This is a genomic window from Blastococcus mobilis (assembly GCF_900188025.1).
Lineage (GTDB): Bacteria > Actinomycetota > Actinomycetes > Mycobacteriales > Geodermatophilaceae > Blastococcus_B > Blastococcus_B mobilis.
The window spans coordinates 53,322-66,557 of record NZ_FZNO01000022.1; the positions used below are offsets into that span (position 1 = coordinate 53,322).

The 13,236-nt window shown below is 73.7% G+C and carries 13 protein-coding genes; 9 read left to right on the top strand and 4 right to left on the bottom strand.

The features are described 5' to 3' along the window. On the top strand, window positions 1-1,380 hold the full coding sequence (locus CHB94_RS18145; RefSeq protein ID WP_089337964.1) for a WS/DGAT/MGAT family O-acyltransferase: 1,380 nt from the start codon (window positions 1-3) through the stop codon (window positions 1,378-1,380). Window positions 1,381-1,428: 48 nt separating this feature from the next. After that, window positions 1,429-1,941 (top strand): DUF6912 family protein, encoded by a 513-nt coding sequence (locus tag CHB94_RS18150; RefSeq protein WP_089337965.1) that lies wholly within the window; start codon window positions 1,429-1,431, stop codon window positions 1,939-1,941. Here CHB94_RS18150 and CHB94_RS18155 read toward each other — a convergent pair. Further along, window positions 1,884-6,194, bottom strand: a complete 4,311-nt coding sequence (locus CHB94_RS18155) for a type VII secretion EssC family protein (protein WP_089337966.1) — start codon at window positions 6,192-6,194, stop codon at window positions 1,884-1,886. The genes CHB94_RS18150 and CHB94_RS18155 overlap by 58 nt on opposite strands. 151 nt (window positions 6,195-6,345) lie before the next feature. On the opposite strand from CHB94_RS18155, the gene CHB94_RS18160 reads away from it, so the two are divergent. Together CHB94_RS18160 and CHB94_RS18165 are read left to right on the top strand one after the other, a co-directional pair. Continuing rightward, window positions 6,346-6,639, top strand: a complete 294-nt coding sequence (locus tag CHB94_RS18160) for a WXG100 family type VII secretion target (protein WP_089337967.1) — start codon at window positions 6,346-6,348, stop codon at window positions 6,637-6,639. A 217-nt stretch (window positions 6,640-6,856) separates the two neighbouring features. Beyond that, window positions 6,857-7,363, top strand: coding sequence for a MaoC family dehydratase (locus CHB94_RS18165; protein WP_089338004.1), 507 nt, complete (start codon window positions 6,857-6,859; stop codon window positions 7,361-7,363). A 28-nt stretch (window positions 7,364-7,391) separates the two neighbouring features. Here CHB94_RS18165 and CHB94_RS18170 read toward each other — a convergent pair whose 3' ends face one another. Beyond that, window positions 7,392-7,823: an NUDIX hydrolase gene (locus tag CHB94_RS18170; protein WP_089337968.1), complete on the bottom strand. Its 432-nt coding sequence runs from the start codon at window positions 7,821-7,823 to the stop codon at window positions 7,392-7,394. A 102-nt stretch (window positions 7,824-7,925) separates the two neighbouring features. Here CHB94_RS18170 and CHB94_RS18175 point away from each other — a divergent pair, with 102 nt between their 5' ends. The 5 genes from CHB94_RS18175 to CHB94_RS18190 all read left to right on the top strand — a co-directional run bounded on the left by CHB94_RS18175 (window position 7,926) and on the right by CHB94_RS18190 (window position 11,312). Continuing rightward, the gene (locus CHB94_RS18175) at window positions 7,926-8,549 is read left to right on the top strand and encodes a DUF6758 family protein (RefSeq protein ID WP_089337969.1); all 624 of its coding nucleotides are present in this window, start codon (window positions 7,926-7,928) and stop codon (window positions 8,547-8,549) included. A 164-nt stretch (window positions 8,550-8,713) separates the two neighbouring features. Then, entirely contained in the window at window positions 8,714-8,872 is a 159-nt protein-coding gene (locus CHB94_RS25315) for a hypothetical protein (protein ID WP_176445622.1), read from the top strand. Between the two features lie 12 nt (window positions 8,873-8,884). Continuing rightward, entirely contained in the window at window positions 8,885-9,529 is a 645-nt protein-coding gene (locus CHB94_RS18180; protein ID WP_089337970.1) for a PH domain-containing protein, read from the top strand. Between the two features lie 22 nt (window positions 9,530-9,551). Then, on the top strand, window positions 9,552-10,409 hold the full coding sequence (locus tag CHB94_RS18185) for a PHP domain-containing protein (RefSeq protein WP_089337971.1): 858 nt from the start codon (window positions 9,552-9,554) through the stop codon (window positions 10,407-10,409). Window positions 10,410-10,463: 54 nt separating this feature from the next. Beyond that, window positions 10,464-11,312: a RecB family exonuclease gene (locus CHB94_RS18190; protein ID WP_254920747.1), complete on the top strand. Its 849-nt coding sequence runs from the start codon at window positions 10,464-10,466 to the stop codon at window positions 11,310-11,312. Between the two features lie 46 nt (window positions 11,313-11,358). Here CHB94_RS18190 and CHB94_RS18195 read toward each other — a convergent pair whose 3' ends face one another. Together CHB94_RS18195 and CHB94_RS18200 are read right to left on the bottom strand one after the other, a co-directional pair. Next, complete coding sequence (locus CHB94_RS18195; protein WP_089337972.1) at window positions 11,359-12,240, bottom strand: oxygenase MpaB family protein; 882 nt, start codon at window positions 12,238-12,240, stop codon at window positions 11,359-11,361. Further along, entirely contained in the window at window positions 12,237-13,154 is a 918-nt protein-coding gene (locus CHB94_RS18200) for an alpha/beta fold hydrolase (RefSeq protein ID WP_089337973.1), read from the bottom strand. The genes CHB94_RS18195 and CHB94_RS18200 overlap by 4 nt, the downstream gene beginning before the upstream one ends. Window positions 13,155-13,236 lie beyond the last annotated feature (82 nt).

Genomic DNA, 13,236 nt, shown 5'->3' on the forward strand with positions numbered 1-13,236 from the left:
ATGGTCGAGCGGCTGACCCGGCTGGACGCGTCCTTCCTGTACCTGGAGGAGCCGGACACCCCGATGCACGTCGGCGGGGTGCTGATCCTCGAGCGGCCTCCCGGCGGCGTCGAGGCCCTCGCGGACCTCGTGGCGGCACGGTTGGCCTTGGTGCCGAGGTACCGGCAACGGGTTGCCGAGGTACCCGGGCATCTGGCGAATCCGGTGTGGGTCGACGATCCGGACTTCGACATCGACTACCACGTCCGCCGGTCGGGTCTTCCGCGGCCAGGGACCGAGACGCAGCTGCTCGACCTGGTCTCCCGGCTGACCTCGCGCCCCCTGGACCGCCGACGGCCGTTGTGGGAGGCATATCTGATCGAGGGTCTCTCCGGCGACCGGGTGGCGGTCGTGACCAAGACACATCCGGCTCTGGTGGATGGTCTCAGCGCGCTGGACATCGGTCAGGTGCTGCTGGACGTGGATCCGGATGCGCCGACGCCGCCCGCAGGGAAGTGGCGCCCGAAGCGACCCCCGAGTGGTGCGCAGCTGGTGTGGGAGGCGCTCGACGAGTACGCCCGCCGGCCCTCGACGGTCGTGGACGCCGCGCGGGGTGCGGTCACCGACGTCCGCTCCACCGCCGCCCGCCTCACCGGCGTCGCCGGGGGCCTCCTGCGGACCGCGCAGAAGACCATCATGCCCGCTCCGCAGAGCCCGCTGAACGCGTCGGCGGGCCGGCAGCGCCGGGTGGCGGTGGCGCGGGCCGAGCTCGACGACCTCAAGAGGATCCGCAAGGCGCACGGCGGCACGGTCAACGACGTCCTCCTGACCGTGGTCACCGGAGCCCTCCGGGAGTGGCTGCTCTCCCGGGGGGAGCCGGTCGTGGCCGGAACCGCCGTTCGCGCCCTCGTCCCGGTGTCGATGCACGACGAGGACGCCGCCGCCGGGAATCGGGTGTCCTCGTACCTGGTGGACCTTCCGGTCGGTGAGCCCAATCCGCGGGTGCGGCTGACCCGGCTCAGTTACGCGATGCGGGGGATCGCGCTGCACGGCCAGTCGGTCGGCGCCGACAGCCTCATCGCGCTCACCGGGTTCGCCCCGCCCACGCTGCACGCGCTGGGCGCCCGGGCGGCCCGCGGCCTGTCCCGCCGGCTGTTCAACCTGGTGGTCACCAACGTGCCCGGCCCGCAGATGCCGCTGTACGCGGCCGGGAGCCGGATGCTCGAGGTGTTCCCCGTCGTGCCGCTGGCCCGGGGTCAGGGGCTCTCGATCGGGATGACCAGCTACGACGGGCGGGTCTACTTCGGGCTCAACGCCGACCGCGACGGCGTCGGTGACGTCGATGTGCTGGCCGACCTCATCGAGCAGGAGGTCGGCGAGCTGGTGGAGAGCGCGGGCTGACCGCGTCCCCGCGATACGGTCGCTCTTTCGACGGAAGGAGCGATCCGGGTGCGCGTGTACCTGCCTGCCACCACGACGGTCCTGCGGACGCTGGTGGACGAGGGCACCCTCCCCGGACCGCACACCGCGTTCGCGGTCACTCCTCAGCTGCGGCAGTTCTACGAGGTGAGCGACGCCGAGGCCGACGAGGAGGAACTGGAGTACGCCGCTCTGCTGGCCGCGGCGCGGGCGAGCCTGCGACTGATCGACATCGACCCGACCGCAGCGCGACGGCGTGTGGTCGTCGCCGCTGACGTGCCCGACTCCGCCGTCCGGCCCATCGACGACCCGGACACCGACCGCGGCGCGGCGCGGGTCGAGGCCGACCTCCGGATCCGTGACGTCGCCAGCGCGCACATCGACGGCGCCGACGCGGAGGACGACGTCCGGGCCGCGGTCGGAGTCGTGCTCGAGGCCGACCTGGGCAGCGAGGACGCGCAGTTCGTCGTCGACCAGGCCGAGGGTCACGAGTTGGCCTGGTACGCCAGCCAGGAGATCGGACCAGTGCTCGACCTGCTCTGACCCTCGGTCGTGCGTGGGCGCGGCGCGATCGCTGGACCACGACGGGCCACCTGTACCCGGTGTGCGGCAGCACCGGTGACCAGCCAGCCGCTGCCGGGGCGATGAGGCAGCGGAGTGCGCGGGGGCCGTACGCCGAGCAGGTCGGCGTCGCCGGCAGCCGGGCACAGCAGCAGGCCGGCCCGTCCGCGACGCAGCACTGCCACCGGCCCCTGGTAGTGGGTCGCCAGCTGTCCTCCGTGCGCAGCGGCGATCAGCGCCACGCGTCCGTGTGGGTCGGTCAGGTCGACCCGGGTCAGGACGGGTGCGTCCGCGGGCGCCCCGAGGTCGTCCGCGATCACCAGGCCCGGGCGGCTGCCCAGCCCCCCGAGCCATTCCGTCGCGCCCGCCTCGTCGGCGGGGTCCAGCCGGACGACTCCGGGGATCTCCTCCCTCGGGTCCCCGCTTCGCGGAGCACGCCCGAGCCAGAGCACTGCCGCGCCGAGTGCGCCCACGTGCTGTCCGAAAGCGGTCAGCGCGGTCGTGCGGCCACTGCCGGGCGGTCCGGTCACGAGCAGGCCCCCGGTGCGGAGCAGGTCCACCGTCAGCGGCCGCCCTTCGTCACCTCCCGGTCCGATCGGGAGGAACAGCCCACCGTCGATGTCCGGCGCCGTCGCCGAGCGGGTCGCCGGAAGAGGCAGCCGCGGATCGGCGGTCAATTCCACGATGCGCAGGGGCTGGTGGCTCAGAGGGCCGTCCGGGGGTGCTGGCGTGGTCGTGCGCGGCAGGACGATCTGGCACTCGCGAGCGTCCTCTCCCACCAGCGCACGACCGGGCGGCCGGTGCACCGGGAGACTTCGGGAGGGGATGCCGGCGACGGCGTAGTCGGCTCGATCCGGAAGGGGGAGCACCAGGCGTTGGCGAGCCACGGCTGCGAGCCGGCCGCCGGGCACGGCGCGGTCGGCGGTCACCACGCAGGTGACGCCTACGGCCGCACCGTCCCGCATCACGCGGAGGAGATGTGCCGAGCCCCGTCCCGAATCGTTCTCGTCGAGCAGCGTGGTGATGGCCTCGAGGCCGTCGACGAGCAGCAGGATCGCCGGGCCGGCATGGATCCCGGTGCCCGCCCGTCGGGCCGCGATCTCCTGGGCGAGCCGGTCGACCAGCCGGACCGTCCGTAGCGCGTCCTCGCCGGCCACCACCGTTCCGGCATGCGGCAACGGCCCGGCCTCCGCCGCCAGTGCCGCGCCGCCGGACTCCAGGACGTGCACGTGCAGTCGGTCCGGACCCAAGCGGGCCACCGCCTCGCCCAGGACCGTCCGGAGCACGGTGGTCCGCCCGCTGCGGGGACCGCCGACGACGAGCCAGGTGCCACCCTCCGCAAGGTCGAGTTGCAGTGGCTCCTGGGCCTGGACGTCGGGACGGTCGACGAGCCCGACGGTGAGCAGGGTCCGCTCCCGGTCGGGGACCGGGGCGTCCACGTCGAGCGTGGCCGCGGGAATCCGGTCCGGCAGCGGTGGCCGCCAGGGGCGGTGCGGCGTCGGCGTTCCGACAGCGTCAGCGTGCCGTCCGACGGCACGGCACAGGCGGGCGAGGTCGCTGTCCCCGGCGGCGGGCCGTCGCTCGCCTTCGGGACGTCGCACTGGCGGCCACGCCCACGGGCGGACCTCGGGCGCCGCGCGGGACCGCAGCGGGGCGGGACCCGCCACGCGGGCGACCTGCAGAGCCGTCGGTGCGCCGCTGCCGGACCGGAGCCACGCGCGGCCGGGTACGTCGATGGGGAGATGGGCCGCCTGTGCCGTGCCCAGGACGTCACGGGACTCGGCCTCGTCGGTGGTGCGCAGGCAGATGCGCAGGCTGCAGTTCGCGCGGATCTCCGGCGACACGACACCGCTCGGCCGCTGGGTGGCCAGCACCAGGTGCACTCCCAGCGACCGGCCGCGCTGGGCGATGGCGACCAGGCCTGGGACGAACTCGGGGAGTTCCTCGGACAGACCGGCGAACTCGTCCACGACGATGACGAGTCGAGCCAGCTCGACCCGCTCGGGGAGGAACGCGATGTCGGCCACCTGATGGGCGGCCAGGATCGCTTCGCGGCGGGTGAGCTCGGCAGCCAGCGAGCGCAGGGCTCGCGCCGTGGTCTGGCCGTCCAGGTCGGTCACCAGCCCGACCGTGTGCGGCAGGGAGGCGGCCTCCGCGAACGCCGCGCCCCCCTTGTAGTCGACCAGCAGGAAGGAGCAGCGGTCGGGCGGATGGTTCAGGGCCAGCCCCGCGATCAGGGTCTGCAGCAGCTCCGATTTGCCCGACCCCGTGGTGCCGGCGATGAGCGCGTGCGGTCCCTGACGGCAGAGGTCGACCTGCACCGCACCGTGTGTCGTCCGTCCCAGAGTCGCGAGCAAGCAGTCCCGGGCGCGCGACCAGGAGCCGTTGGCCTCGCCGGCCTCGTCGACCCACAGCCCGTCCGTCGCCAGATCCATCAGCCGCGCCTCGCGGGGAAGACTGCTCTCGGCGGTCAGCGGAGCGAGCGCGGCGAGGTCGCGGGCCAGATCGGCGGCGAACGTGGCCGGGAGGCGATCCACGGTCACCGCGTCCCGGTCGGGCGCCCCTTGCCTGCGAAGCACGCCGACGCTGCCTGTCTCACCGGAGAGGCGCAGGACCGCGTCGACGTCCACGGACGCGTCCTCGGCGCTGTTGGCAACGGTGACGGTCACCAGGCCGACGTCCCGGCCCGCGTGCAGGCCGGCCGAGGTGCGTGGGTCCAGCGGGCAATCGACGACCACCACCAGCCAACCCGGCACCGGCGCGGGACCCGACGGACCCGGGCGAGCGGCCGCGAGCGCCCTCCGCCGCGCGATCAGGGCGGCCAACCGTGCCTGGAGGTCGTCGTTCGCGGCGCTGGTGTCCGCGTGGTCGGGAAACCGGACGTGCACTGCACCCGGGTCCAGGTGCGGCAACCAGCGGGCCCACGCCCAGTCGGTCAGTCGATCGGGGGCGACGAGCAGCACCAGGTCGACCTCCCCGGGGGCGTGCAACGAGCAGAGCTGGGCGACCACGGACGCGAGACAGCCGAGCGTCCGCTCCCGGGGTCCGACGACGGCCAAGCCGCCCGTGCTCCGCAGGTCGACGACGACCGGGACATGCGGAGCGGTCCCCCGGACACGGGCTCCCTCACCGTCGATACGGATCACCCGGGTGGGCCCCGGCCCGCTGCCCAGGCGCACGGTCATCGCCTCGCCGTCGCCCCGCGTCCGGCTCCACAGCAGGGAGGTGCGCCGGCGCGCGGCCCTGGCGAGTGCTGCGAGGTCGGGATGGGCCTGTTCGGCGCCCCGGACGTCCGACCGCACGGCCTCGGCCAGCCGGAGCTCCGCGGCCTGCGCCTCGAGCGCGTGGGCCGCGGCTTCCCGCCGGCCGCTGCGCCGCCCGGACCACCGCTCGGACAGCCAGGTTCCCAGCGCCACCACGGGACTCAGCAGCGCGAAGAACAGGAAGGTCGGAGTGTGCAGCAGCCACGCCAGTGCGACGCCGCCGACCGCCGGCAGGGCGACGGCGACCCACGCCAGCCGTCGGCGCGGGGGTGGGCTCGGGGGCCGAGGGAACCGGACCTCGACCTCCGGAGCGGGCGTGGTCATGCGCGGTACAGAGCGCAGATATCGGCGACCACCAGGTCCGGGTTCGAGAGTCGCGGCCGGCGCCGACGGCCCCGCCAGGGCCACGGCGCTGGCTCCCATCCGCAGGACCGCGCCCACCGGCCACTCCCGTGGTTGCTCGCCGAGGTCGGCGCCGTCCAGCCGGCTCCCGTTGCTGGACCCGAGGTCGGCCACCGTGACTGTCCCGCCGCCGACATGGACCGCCACGTGCTGGCGGGACACGTCCGGGTCGTGGAGGCGGATCGGGACGTCGCTGCTGCGGCCGATGACGTGACTCCCTCGGCCCAACGGGACCGACCGCCCCGCGTCGGGGCCACCCACGACGTGGAGCTCCAGCGCGCTGGAGGCCCGGTCCGGACGCCGGCGGTGGGCGGGTCGACCCAGGCCGAGGACCGCTCCGTGGTCGAACACCGACGTGGTCAGCGGCAGGTCGTCGGCCAGCCGGGTCGAGCCTGCCCACATGCCCTCGACCGGCCGCCCGACCACCTGGCTGAGCACGGGCAGCACGTCGAGGAGCCGGTGGCGGGGCTCGACTCTGACCTCGACATCGAGCGTGCCCATGTCGCCGGAGAGGGTCCAGCAGCGCGCCGAGGACACGCCTCCGGCATCGCCGGTCGGGGGAGCGGTCACGACCGGGATCCTGTCGGCTGCGCCCCCGCGCCGGGGCGGAGCGGCGACGGGCTGTGGACAACGAGGAGGGTGTGGACAACGCGGGCTGCGCCGCCGTGGAAGGTCCTAGCGTTCGCCGGGACCGGGACGGACCCGGACCCGAGGAGGAATCGTGAAGGTCGACATCGCCACCCTGCAGTCCATGGCCGGTCAGTGCCGCGCCGAGGCCGCCGACACGGCGGGCCGGCACGCGACCCTGTCGAGCAGCATCAACGCGTCCGTGCTCGACGGGTGGACCGACAGCCAGGCGGCCCTGCAGTTCGGCGAGCTCTACGAGCAGTGGCGGATGTCCGCTCAGGGGGTCAGTGACGCCTTGACAGGAATGGGAGCACTCCTGACCAGTGTGGCCGCCTCCTACCAGCAGCACGAGGCCGACATGGCGGCCCGTATCGGCGCGATGATCTGACCGATGACCGGAGGGTGGCGGTCCGCGGTGCTCTGCCGGGCCGGTGGGTCGCTGCCCCTCTCGCCCCGGGCGGCGGCCCGGGGAGCCGCCCGTAAGATCAACACCTGTCCAGGCGGGTCACCGGTGCTTCGCGATGGGCAGCCGGCCCACCCGTGCGGTGGGTCCGTCTGCCGGCTCCGGGGTGCCCGGCTCAGTCGTCGAGGTCGGGAGCGAGCACATGCAGTTCGGTCGGTACTACGAGGAGTTCGAGGTCGGGGCCGTCTACAAGCACTGGCCCGGGAAGACCGTCACCGAGTACGACGACCACCTGTTCTGCCTGCTCACGATGAACCACCACCCGCTGCACATGGACGTGAACTACGCGGAGAAGACCACCGACTTCGGCAAGAACGTCGTCGTCGGCAACTACATCTACTCGCTGCTGTTGGGGATGAGCGTCCCGGACGTGTCCGGCAAGGCCATCGCCAACCTGGAGATCGAATCCCTGCGGCACGTCGCCCCGACGTTCCACGGAGACACCATCTACGGCGAGACGACGGTCCTCGACAAGACCCCGTCCAAGTCGAAGGACGACCGCGGCGTCGTCCACGTCGAGACCATCGGCTACAAGCAGGACGGCACGATCGTCTGCATCTTCCGGCGCAAGGTCATGGTGCCCAAGCGCTCCTACGGCGAGGCCCGTGGCGGCGAGCAGCCCGGTCGCCCCGAGCCCACTCCCCGCTGAGGGCGGCCCTCATGAGGTCCGGGCGGCGTCACCCGGCGAGGACGCCCCACCCGCGGAGGGTCTCGACCAGCCCGGGCGTGCAGGGCAGTCGTCCGAGGCTGACGTCGTCGGCGAACAGGACGTCGGTCGCGTCGTCGCCGGCGACCGGCTGCTGGCCGGGCGGGTCTGGCGTGCACGCCAGGTCGGCGACGTCGTACACGACCCCGTCACCCGGGATGCGCACCCGCCCGACGACGGCGCCGGGGCGCACCCGCAGGCCGGTCTCCTCGAGCACCTCGCGGCGGACCGCCTGCTCCAGCGTCTCGCCCTCCTCCACCCGGCCGCCCGGCAGGGACCAGAGCCCGGCGTGCGGGGCGTGGCCGCGCCGGATCAGCAGCAGCCGTCCGGACGGGTCCTGCACGACCGCGCCGACGCAGGCCACGACCGGCGGCTCCGCCTCGGCGAGGACGAGCGAAGTCATGGACACCACGCTACGCAGTAGCGGGCGGCGGGCCCGCCCGGCGGCGCTCGGCCCGACGCCCCCGCTTGACGATTGCACGCGGTCCCAGGACGGTGTTGCCCGATGAAAGTCTCGCCGGTCTGCCCTCGCTGCGGCGAGACGCTGGTCGTCCGCCCCGGCTCGACCGCGCAGGCGTGGTGCCACGTGCACGGCGCCGTCACGCCGCTGCACCACACCGTTCTGGTGGCCCACGACGCCCTCGCGGCGGTCACCGCGGATGCCCGCGTCCCGGCGTGGGTGCCCGACCCGATGCCGGTCGGCTGGTCGGTCACCGGCCTGGCCTGGGGCGGCGAGCCCGGCGCCCGGGCGATCGTCGTCGACTGCGCCGGTCCGGCGCCGCTCGGGGGATCGGCCGAGCTGGTCCTGGTGGCCGAGGAGCCGGGCACGGGCGTGGGCTGCGGCTACGCGGGGCTGCCCGGTCCCGACCCCGGCGACGTCATCGAGGGCCCCTCGTCGGTCGACGTCAAGGCTGCCGGGCAGCACGCCCCGCTGTGGGCGGTGCCGACGACGGACGACCGGGCCGCTTTCGTGGGCGAGGCCTACGGCGTCTGGCTGTGGCTGGTCATGTGGCCGATGAACGCCGCCTGGCTGCTCGCCGAGCAGCTGGAGCTGATCGATCTGCGCGACCGCATCTACCCCGACCTCCCGTTGGGTCCGCCGAGCGAGCACCTGCTTCCGGGGAGATGACCGGAACCCGACCGACCCCGTTCATGATCGGCGCGTCGCCGGTGTGATCCCTGGGGCCTGTGTTACCCATGGGACGAAGCCGTCCGCCGCATCCGGGTGGACCCTGTACCCGCAGGTTCGGAGCACCCGAGCCTGCCCGCCCGAGCGCACCTGTGGAGGTGGCGGTGAACCTCAAGAAGGTCGTCACCTGGTTGGTCGTCGCATTCGTCGTCTTCTACATCATCCAGGCGCCCGAGCAGTCCGCCGAGCTGGTGCGCACCGCCGGCACCGCACTGGGGGACGCAGCGTCGTCCCTGGCCCAGTTCGTCGGCTCCCTGGTCTGAGCCGTCGGCGGCGTGACCGGATCCGGGCCTCTGGAGCTTCCTCCCCGGGCCAGCAAGGACGTCGAGAAGTACCTCCTGCCCGACGAGACGGCGGTGGTCGCCACCCGCCGGCACTGGGCGGTGCTCATCGAGCCGACCGCCAAGTTCCTCCCGGTCTTCCTCGCCGGGGGCTGGCTGCTGCTCTTCGATCCGGAGAACAGGGTCACCAGCTCCGCCGGGCTGCTGGTGCTGGTCGGCTCGCTCGGCTACTACGGACTGCGCGTCGGCGAGTGGTGGATGCGGCACTTCATCGTCAGCACCCGCCGCGTCCTGCTGACCTCCGGCGTCATCGTGCGGACGGTGACCCTGCTGCCCCTGCGACGGATCACCGACCTCACCTGGAAGGAGACCCTGCTGGGCCAGCTGCTCGGGTACGGAACCTTCCGGTTCGAGTCCGCCGGCCAGCAACAGGCGCTCTCGGAGATCACCTTCCTGCCCGCCGCCGACGTCCTCTACCGCCGGGTCAGCGCCCTGCTGTTCAGCAGCGACTGGGGTGGTGCCGCATCCGGCGGCGACGACGAGGGGAACCCCGAGCCGCCGTCCGAGCCGACTCCGCAGACGGATGCCGATCGACGGGACACCGAGCCGATCCCGCGCCTCCCTCCGCATCAGCAGTGAGCGTGCGGCAGGCTGGACACTGATGCGGATCGACCTGCACACCCACTCCTCGGTGTCCGACGGCACCGAGAGCCCGGCCGAACTGCTGGCCACCGCGCGCGCGGCCGGCCTCGACGTCATCGCGCTGACCGACCACGACACGACGGCCGGCTGGTCGGTGGCCGAGGCCGCCCGACCGCCCGGGCTCACCGTCGTGCCCGGCATGGAGATGTCCTGCCGGTGGATCCCCGACGATCAGGCGCCGATCAGCGTCCACCTGCTCGCCTACCTGTTCGACCCCGGCCATCCCGGGTTCGCCGCCGAGCGGGTCCGGCTGCGGGACGAGCGGTTGGGGCGAGGGGAGCGGATCGTCGCCGCGCTCGCCGCCGCCGGGCACCCCGTGGTGTGGGAGCGGATCGTCGAGCGGTCGGAGGGGGGTGTCGTCGGCCGCCCCCACATCGCCCGGGCGCTGGTGGAGGTGGGAGCCGCCGACTCGGTCGACCACGCGTTCGCGACCCTCCTGCACCACCGCAGCCCGTTCTACGTGACCAAGGCCGACACCGACGTCCGGAAGGGCATCGCGCTGATCCGCGCCGCCGGAGGGGTTCCGGTGTTCGCCCACGGACTCGCCACGAAGCGAGGCCGGATCGTCGGGGACGACGCGATCGTGGCGATGGTCGAGGCCGGACTGCTGGGGCTGGAGGTCGACCACCCCGACCACTCCGCCGACGAGCGGGCGCACCTGCGCGGTCTCGCGGCCGAGCTGGGCCTCATCACCACCGGGTCCAGCGACTACCACGGCACGAACAAGGTGACCCCGATCGCGGCCCGCACGACCGACCCCGACCAGTTCGAGGCGATCCTGGCTGCGGGGACCGGCAGCGAGCCGTTCCGTGACTGAGCTGGGACCGTCGGACCCGCTGGCTACCGTGAGTGGCATGGGGAGGGCCACCGCATGAGCGCGCAGCTGGAGATGCCGGGGATGCCGCGGCGGTTGTTCTCCGCGACGCCGAGCAAGCTCGCCTCGTTCGCCGACTGTCCCCGCCGCTACCGCTACGCCTACGTCGACCGGCCGACGCCGCCGAAGGGGCCGGCCTGGGCGCACAACACCGTCGGCGCGGCCGTGCACGCCGCCCTGCGTTCGTGGTGGGACCTGCCGGTGGAGAAGCGGACGACCGGCGCCGCGCGGCAGCTGCTGTACGGGGCCTGGTCGCAGAACGGGTTCCGGGACGCCGAACAGGCCAAGCGGTGGCGGGCGCGCGCAGCCGGCTGGCTGACCGACTACGTGGCGACGCTGGACCCGACCGATGAACCGGTGGGCAACGAGCGCACCGTCGGAGCCACTACCGAGCGACTGGCGCTGTCGGGCCGGGTGGACCGCATCGACCAGCGTGGCGACGAGCTGGTGGTCGTCGACTACAAGACCGGCCGGGCGGTCAGCACCGACGACGAGGCCCGCGGGTCACCGGCGCTGGCCGCCTACGTGCTGGGGGTGCGTCGGACGCTGCGTCGCCCGTGCAGCCGGGTGGAACTGCACCACCTGCCCAGCGGCACGGTGGCCTCCTTCGAGCACACCGAGCGCTCGTTGGCCAACCACGTGCGGCGGGCGGAGGACATCGCGCTGGACATCACCGCGGCCACGGAGAGGATGGCGGCGGGCGAGGAGCCGGACGTCGCGTTCCCGGCCGTCCCCGGCAAGCAGTGCAGCTGGTGCGACTTCCGGCCCAGCTGCCCCACCGGCCAGGCCGCCGTCCCGGCGCGGGAGACGTGGAGCTTCCTGCCCGAGGACGACGCCGGACACTGAGGCGGCCACCCGGGGCATCCCGACGGTCGCCGAACGTCGGGGCGCGTCAGGCGGTCAGGTCCTCCACGGCCGCCGCTCGCTCGAAGCCGGCCCGCACCGTCGGCGACCATCGCGCCCGCTCCGGAAGCGCCAGGAATGCCGCTCGGAAGGCCTTGAGTCCCGCCGTGGCAGCGGCATCGGTCAGCGTCAGGCCGGGCAGCGAGTACATGCGGCGAGCCCAGGCCGGAAGCAGCGCCATCCCCAGGGAGGCGAGCGTGCCCCATGCCGGGCGGGCCGGCGTGAGCACCTGCAGCCAGCCGGGCATCGGAGGGAGGAACAGCCTGCGGACCCCTTCCACGGCTGCGGGCGTCGCGGCGAGCGACGGGCGGACGATCTCGAAGTAGGCGTCCAGTTCGGCGACCGACGTCGGCACCGTCGCCAGTGGCACGCCGATCAGCTGCGCCGAGGCGACCTGCTCGAGCACGTAGCGGTCGGCGTCGGTGTCCGACAGCGGCACACCGGCCCGGCGCGCGGTCGTCAGCAGCGACTCCACCTCGCAGGCGTGCACCCACAGGAGGAGGTCCGGATCGTCGACGCGATACGCCCGCCCTGTCGTCTCCTCGACCCCGGACAGCTGGCGGTGCAGTCCCCGCACGCGCGCGGCCATGCGCCGTGCCTCGGTCCGCGTGCCGAAGGTCACCGTCTCCACGTACTGACCGGTGCGGGTCATGCGCATCCACCACTCGTCGCGGAAGCCGGCGGAGTTGCGCGCCACGCCGTCCATGGCCACGGGGTGGAGCGCCTGCAGCATCAGCGCACGCATTCCGCCGAGGTGGTACGACGGATCGGCGTGGATGCGCCAGGTGACACTGTCCGGGCCGAAGAATCCGAGCCGGTCCTCCTCTGCCGTCCACTCGTCGGGCGACGGCAGCGGCGCGAGCCTGTTCACGAGCGGGCCGAGGCGTCCGCCCAGAAGTCGAGCAGCACCTCCAGGGTCCTCGTCGGGTTCTCCACCGCGGGGGAGTGGATCGAGTTGTTGATGACCTCGTGGCGGGCCCCCAGCCGCTCGGCCATGTCGGCCTGCACGTGCGGCAGCCACGCGTCGTCCGCCTCGCCGTGCGCCACCAGCAGCGGGAGCCCGGTGGCGGCCAGCTCGGCCACGCGGTCGGGCTCGTCGAGCATGGCGTCGGCCATGCCCCGGAGGCCGGCCGCGGAGTTGCGCAGGAACCGGCGGGAGTAGAACTCCCGGGTCGGCGCCGGGACCGCCTGCGCCTTCGGGTCGGTCATGGCGACCTGCTCGAGCGTCTGGTGCACCAGCGGCACGCCGCCGGCGTCCAGGAGCGGGCCGAGGTGGTCGAGGAGCTCCGCCCGCCGGCCCCCGAGCTTCGAGGGCCCGGAACCGAGCAGGGTGAACGAGGTGAAGAGCGTCGGCTCGGCGAGCACCGCGGCCCGCGTGACCAGTCCGCCGAAGCTGTGGCCGAGCAGGTGCAGCGGCTCGCCGGACTCCTCGCGCAGCACACGGGCGACGGCGACCACGTCGAGGCCGAGCTCGGTCACCGAGTAGGCCGCCGGGTCGTCGGGCCCGGGGGACTCGTACTGGCCGCGCTGATCGAGGGCGACCACCCGGTAGCCCGCCTCGGCCAGCGGGGCCAGCAGCGGCGCGAAATCCTCCTTGCTGCCGGTGTATCCGGCGACCAGGAGCGCGGTGCCGCGCACCGCCTCGCCGCCGGTGTCCAGGGCGGTCAGCGGGCCCGCGCGCCCCGGAAAGGTGCGGTGCGTCGCGCCGTGATCGGCGAGCTGCCGCAGGTCGTCGGGCGCGATGGCGAGGGACACGGAGAAGTCGGGACCGCCGGGCAGGACCATTCCCCGAGTCTGCCCTGCATTTGCTCTGCACCGCTGATCGGCCATCCTTCAGGGGTGGCCCCGTCCAGGGCACCGCCCCGAG

Bases quoted from the DNA above. Each gene is read 5' to 3' on its own strand.
- CHB94_RS18170 (WP_089337968.1), bottom strand. From the start codon at position 7,823: ATGACTTCGCTCGTCCTCGCCGAGGCGGAGCCGCCGGTCGTGGCCTGC.
- CHB94_RS18190 (WP_254920747.1), top strand. From the start codon at position 10,464: ATGAGCGCGCAGCTGGAGATGCCGGGGATGCCGCGGCGGTTGTTCTCC.
- CHB94_RS18175 (WP_089337969.1), top strand. From the start codon at position 7,926: ATGAAAGTCTCGCCGGTCTGCCCTCGCTGCGGCGAGACGCTGGTCGTC.
- CHB94_RS18165 (WP_089338004.1), top strand. From the start codon at position 6,857: ATGCAGTTCGGTCGGTACTACGAGGAGTTCGAGGTCGGGGCCGTCTAC.
- CHB94_RS18200 (WP_089337973.1), bottom strand. From the start codon at position 13,154: ATGGTCCTGCCCGGCGGTCCCGACTTCTCCGTGTCCCTCGCCATCGCG.
- CHB94_RS18185 (WP_089337971.1), top strand. From the start codon at position 9,552: ATGCGGATCGACCTGCACACCCACTCCTCGGTGTCCGACGGCACCGAG.
- CHB94_RS18145 (WP_089337964.1), top strand. From the start codon at position 1: ATGGTCGAGCGGCTGACCCGGCTGGACGCGTCCTTCCTGTACCTGGAG.